The following is a 5,021-nucleotide window of genomic DNA, read 5'->3' as shown; positions in this document are numbered from 1 at the left end:
TATTCTATTCTCAATTTTATGTTTCTGGTCATCACGACATAGATTCTGTCAAAGCGTTTCAGGTAAAACTCTGAAAAATCGATTTTGCGGGGCTTGGAACCCCACCTACGATAGTCGATACTGTCGATTTCGTAGGTCGGGGACCCCTGCCCGACTATTCTCTGTCACTTTTTCAGAGAACCCTTACAAAATAATTCTAAAAGATAAAAAAGAAACCAGGACAATTATTGCCGCAAAAAGGTAATCTTCTTTTTTGAATTTTAACCTCTGATAGGAGCTTCGCTTCTCCCCGCTTTGAAAACCTCTTGCCTCCAAAGCCAGTGCCAGATCATCTGCTTTGCGGAAGGAGGAGATGAACAAGGGTATCAGAAGAGGAAAGGTTTTCTTGACACGCTGAACTAAATTTCCCTCAAAATCTGCACCCCGAGCCATCTGGGCTTTTTTTAAATTCACACCCTCCTCTAAAAGGAGCGGTATAAATCGGATGGAGATCATGCTCATCAGGGAAAACTCCTCCACTGGCAGTTTTAATTTTTTCAAAGGGCCTGAAAGCTTTAAAACCCCATCTAAAAGCTCCATCGGCGAGGTGGAAAGGCTTAAGAAGATCGCACCGGAGATAAAAAGAAGAAGCCTCAGAGAATAGACCAGTCCGTTCAGAATTCCTTCCCATCCAATCTGGAAATATCCAAAATAAAAATAGGTGCCAAGACTCTCAGAGGTCAAGAGCACCTGAAGTAAAAAGATAAAAATGAAAAAAAAGATAAATGATTTTAAGCTTTTCAAAATTATCGACAGAGGAATCTTGGACAAAAGAAAGAGCAAAGAAGAAACAATGAGCCATAATAAATAGAGTTTAATATTCACCGCAACCGCAACAAAAAGCACCATCACCAGGACTAAAGCAAGCTTGATCCTGGGGTCTAATCTGTGGATTATGGAATCCCCGGGATGATATTGCCCTATTGCCAGATCTTCAAACAAAGACATATTTTCTTCCCATTATTTTGAAGCAACAATATAGTCACCCGCAAAATCAAAGTCAAATTTAAACTTTGTTTAGTTCCCTCTCCTTTTTTCCTAAACGGAGACTACGTCTGGCGCCCTACGGGCGGGCTGGCTCGTAGCCACCGCAGGAAAGGAGAGGGATGCAGGGTGAGGTTTCAGTTCGTAGGGCAAGGACGTCAAGGTCTTGTCCACAGGATCCTGGCGAAGACTTCAGCCTTGCAAAAGAAAGCAAACCTGTCCGAATTTGGATCCAGAGGAAAGGTTTGCCCTACAGAATCAATTCCCCTCTCCTTTCAGGGGACCCGACAGTCACCTAAAATCTTTAATGTCCAGGGATAATCGCAAATACCTCACCGCTGATCGAAAGGATTAAGCTGATTTCAAGATTTTCATCCGTTTAATCTGTTCAATCTGCCTCAAGGTCAAAATCGACTGTGAATGTTTTTTCCTGTTTTTTCTCACATTGATAATTTTTTTTCTACACTTGACAATCCTGTCCAGTTGTAATATTATCTAAACTCTGAAACTTTTCATAGAGCAGTTCAGTCTTATGCCCATAGACAAAGCTCGCATACTGAATTTCATGGCTGAAAAAGCCTATCGCCCTTTGAAGATAAGGGAACTGGCCAAGGGGATGAAAATTCCTGAGGAGTACTATCGTGCTTTTCGCCGCACTGTTCGCTCGATGCTGCAGGGAGGCTCGATCGTCAAGATCAAAAAGAATCGCCTGGGCTTGCCGGAAAAGCTCAATTTAGTGGTCGGAAAGCTCACTCTTAATAAGTCCGGATTCGGCTTTGTGCAAGCCGAAGATGGCAAGGAAGAGGTCTATATAAATAAAGATGATGTGGGAACAGCCTGGAATGGCGATAAGGTTGTGGTTAGGATCTACGGCAGGCAGACCGGAAAAAGCAGAGAGGGAACAATCATAAAAATCCTGGAGAGGGCTAATCAAATAGTTGTTGGAACTTTTAAAAAAGGGAAACATTTCTTTTTTGTCCGGCCAGACGATAAAAGGTTTACCCGTGATATCTATATACCTGAGCCAGGCAAGGCAGAAGAAGGACAGAAAGTCGTTGTTTCCCTGGAGGAATGGCAGGATAAATATCTGAACCCGGAGGGGAAAATCCAGGAGATACTGGGTTATCCGGATGATCCCGGAGTAGACATCCTTACCCTGATCAGAGAATACCAGTTGCCTTCTGAATTCCCTGGAGAAATCGATAGAGAAGCAGAAAAACTCTCCCAGAGGATACCTGAGCTGGAATACCGCACCAGGGTCGATTTCAGAGATAAGCTCTGCTTTACCATCGATCCCTGGGACGCCAAAGACCACGATGACGCTGTTTCCTTGGAAAAGTTAGAGAACGGAAACTATCTCTTAGGAGTGCATATTGCGGATGTCTCTTATTATGTGAAGGAAAATACACGGCTGGACAAAGAGGCATTTTCCAGAGGCAACAGCATCTACTTGGCAGATCGGGTGATTCCTATGCTGCCGGAAAAGCTTTCAAATCAGATCTGCAGTTTAAGACCCAAAGAAGAGAAGCTCACCTATTCCTGCTTAATGGAGATAGACCCAAAGGGCAAGGTAATCAAGTATCGGATTGCAAAAAGCCTTATTCAGAGCAGAGCAAAGTTGAATTATGACGAGGTGCAGGCTTTTTTCGATACTGGTAAATCGAATAAAAATCTTTCAGGTTTGGAACAGACTTTAAAGGAGATGCTGAAATTAAGCCAGATTTTTCATCAGAAAAGAATATCCAGGGGAAGTTTGGACTTTGACCTGCCCGAAGCTAAAATCCTCATGGGAAAAGACGGTAGAGTTTTAGATATCTTTAAGCAGGAAAGGCTGGAAAGCCACAGGTTGATTGAGGAGTTTATGCTTTTAGCAAACCAGTGCGTGGCAAAATATGCCAGCTCTCTAAGAGTTCCTTTTCTGTACCGGGTTCACGACCAGCCAGATAAGGAGAAAATTGAAAACTTCGCAGAATTCATCTCCACCTTAGGTTATAAGTTCCCAGTTGAAAAAAAAGAGGGAACAATGAGTCCAAAGAGGATTCAGAGATTTCTGAAATCGGTTGAGGGAACACCACAGGAGGAGTTGATAAATGAGCTCCTTTTGAGGTCTTTGAAAAAAGCCTGTTACCAGCCTGAGAACATCGGTCATTTTGGTTTAGCCTTTTCCCATTATACCCATTTCACCTCCCCGATCCGAAGGTATCCGGACCTTTTGATTCACCGACTTCTAAAGGAACTTGAAGAAACAAAAAACTATATCCCAGAGAGAAGAGCTTATCTTCAGGAAAAACTGCCTTTTATCGGGAAGTTCACCTCAGACCGGGAAAGGTTAGCGGATGAAGTTGAGCAGGAATCTATCAAACTCAAACAGATAGAGTATCTGAAGGACAGATTAGGAGAGCATTTCAGCGGAATTATCTCTGGAATCCTGCCCTTCGGGTTTTTCGTAAGGCTGGATGACCTTTTAGCTGAAGGCTTAGTTCGACTGAGTTCGATGGAGGATGACTATTACAGGTATGATGAGAAGAATAAAAGGTTAGTAGGCAGACATTCCAGAAAGATTTATAATCTGGGTGAGCGGGTTAAAGTTCAGTTAATAAGAGTGAACAAAGAGGAAAGAGAGATAGATTTCAACCTGGTGTCAGAGAAAGGGGCGGGTAAACAGAAAAAGAGAAAAGGAAGATTCAGGGATTGAACAAAATATAAAAAAGATTGCCAAAAAGACTCCTTCCTGTTATTTTCTTAATGTTTTATGGTTCAAAATCATAGAATTCTCAGCATAAGCAAATCCAGCGAGTTTCACCAGGACATTAGAAAGATCCTGCCAGATTTTGAGATAGTTTCAGCCCAGGACAGCACCGAAGGGTTGAAAAAACTCAAGGAAGAACCCTCGGAGATAGTGGTTCTGGACTCCCGTATCAAGGACTACCCCTGCGAGAGCCTGATAAAGAAGATTGCAAACAAAAATCCGAGATCAGATCTCCTGGTGGCTTCAGAGGAAATACCCGAACAGCAGGATATCTTTCTGGGGTGCGGGGCAGATGACCTTCTCCAGCTCCCTCTGGCACCTGAGGAGGTCAGGATAAAGGTTAAGAAACTTCTCAAGGAAAAAGAATTCCTGGAATCCTGCGGCCTGGTGGGGAAATCAGAGGAATTAAAAAAGATCGCGGAGGCGATTCTGCAGGTTGCCCCGACCAACATCACCGTGTCTATCACCGGAGAAAGTGGAACCGGCAAAGAATTAGTGGCCCGGGCAATTCACAACAATAGTCCCAGAAAAGCTGGTCCCTTTGTGGCTGCTAATTGCGGGGCATTGGCTGAAGGGGTTTTGGAAAGCGAGCTTTTCGGACATGAGAAGGGATCCTTCACCGGAGCAATAAGTCGGAGAGAGGGATTTTTCGAAAGAGCGGATAAGGGAACCATCTTTCTGGATGAGATAGCCGAGATCAAGCCTGCCATACAGGTTAAGCTTTTGAGGATTCTGGAGGAGAAGACCTTTTTACGGGTAGGAGGGGTTAAAGACGTCAAAGTGGATGTCAGGATTATAGCTGCTACCAATAGAGACCTGGAAAGGGAAGTAGAGATGGGAAGTTTTCGCAGCGATCTCTATTTCAGATTAAGCGTGGTGAAAATCGACATCCCGCCTTTGAGGGAAAGGACCAGGGATATCCCCATACTGGTCTATGATTTCATCCAGAAATTAAACCAGGAAAGCCCTAAGAAAATCTTAGGAGTAACAGAAGAGGCGATGGAGCTTTTGCTGAAATATCACTGGCCCGGAAATGTCCGGGAATTGAGGAACTTGTTAGAGAGCAGTTTGGTTTTTTCTGCAGACCGCTACATTGAAGCCCAGGATGTGTTAAGATATATCGATAAGCAGGTGCAGATTGAAAGGCATCTGCCCGTAATTACGGGGAAAAGTGTGACCGCGGCTGAACACGAGCTAATCTACCAGGCGCTTTTGGGTTTGAGAAAGGAGATCGCTGTCCTGCGAAAGG

3 protein-coding genes are annotated in these 5,021 nt (G+C 43.9%); 2 read left to right on the top strand and 1 reads right to left on the bottom strand.

What is annotated here, in order from left to right; translation table 11 throughout:
- Positions 1 to 183: 183 nt before the first annotated feature.
- Positions 184 to 987, bottom strand: coding sequence for an energy-coupling factor transporter transmembrane protein EcfT (locus MUP17_04180; GenBank protein ID MCJ7458172.1), 804 nt, complete (start codon positions 985 to 987; stop codon positions 184 to 186).
- A gap of 568 nt (positions 988 to 1,555) precedes the next feature.
- Here MUP17_04180 and rnr point away from each other — a divergent pair.
- Both rnr and MUP17_04170 read left to right on the top strand, forming a co-directional pair.
- Positions 1,556 to 3,718, top strand: coding sequence for a ribonuclease R (gene rnr / locus MUP17_04175; GenBank protein ID MCJ7458171.1), 2,163 nt, complete (start codon positions 1,556 to 1,558; stop codon positions 3,716 to 3,718).
- A gap of 57 nt (positions 3,719 to 3,775) precedes the next feature.
- Positions 3,776 to 5,021 (top strand): sigma-54 dependent transcriptional regulator (locus MUP17_04170; protein ID MCJ7458170.1); only part of this gene is annotated, 1,246 nt, incomplete at its 3' end.

The sequence above is a fragment of the Candidatus Zixiibacteriota bacterium genome (assembly GCA_022865345.1).
GTDB lineage: Bacteria > Zixibacteria > MSB-5A5 > MSB-5A5 > RBG-16-43-9 > RBG-16-43-9.
This window is presented reverse-complemented; position numbering and strand designations above follow the sequence as displayed.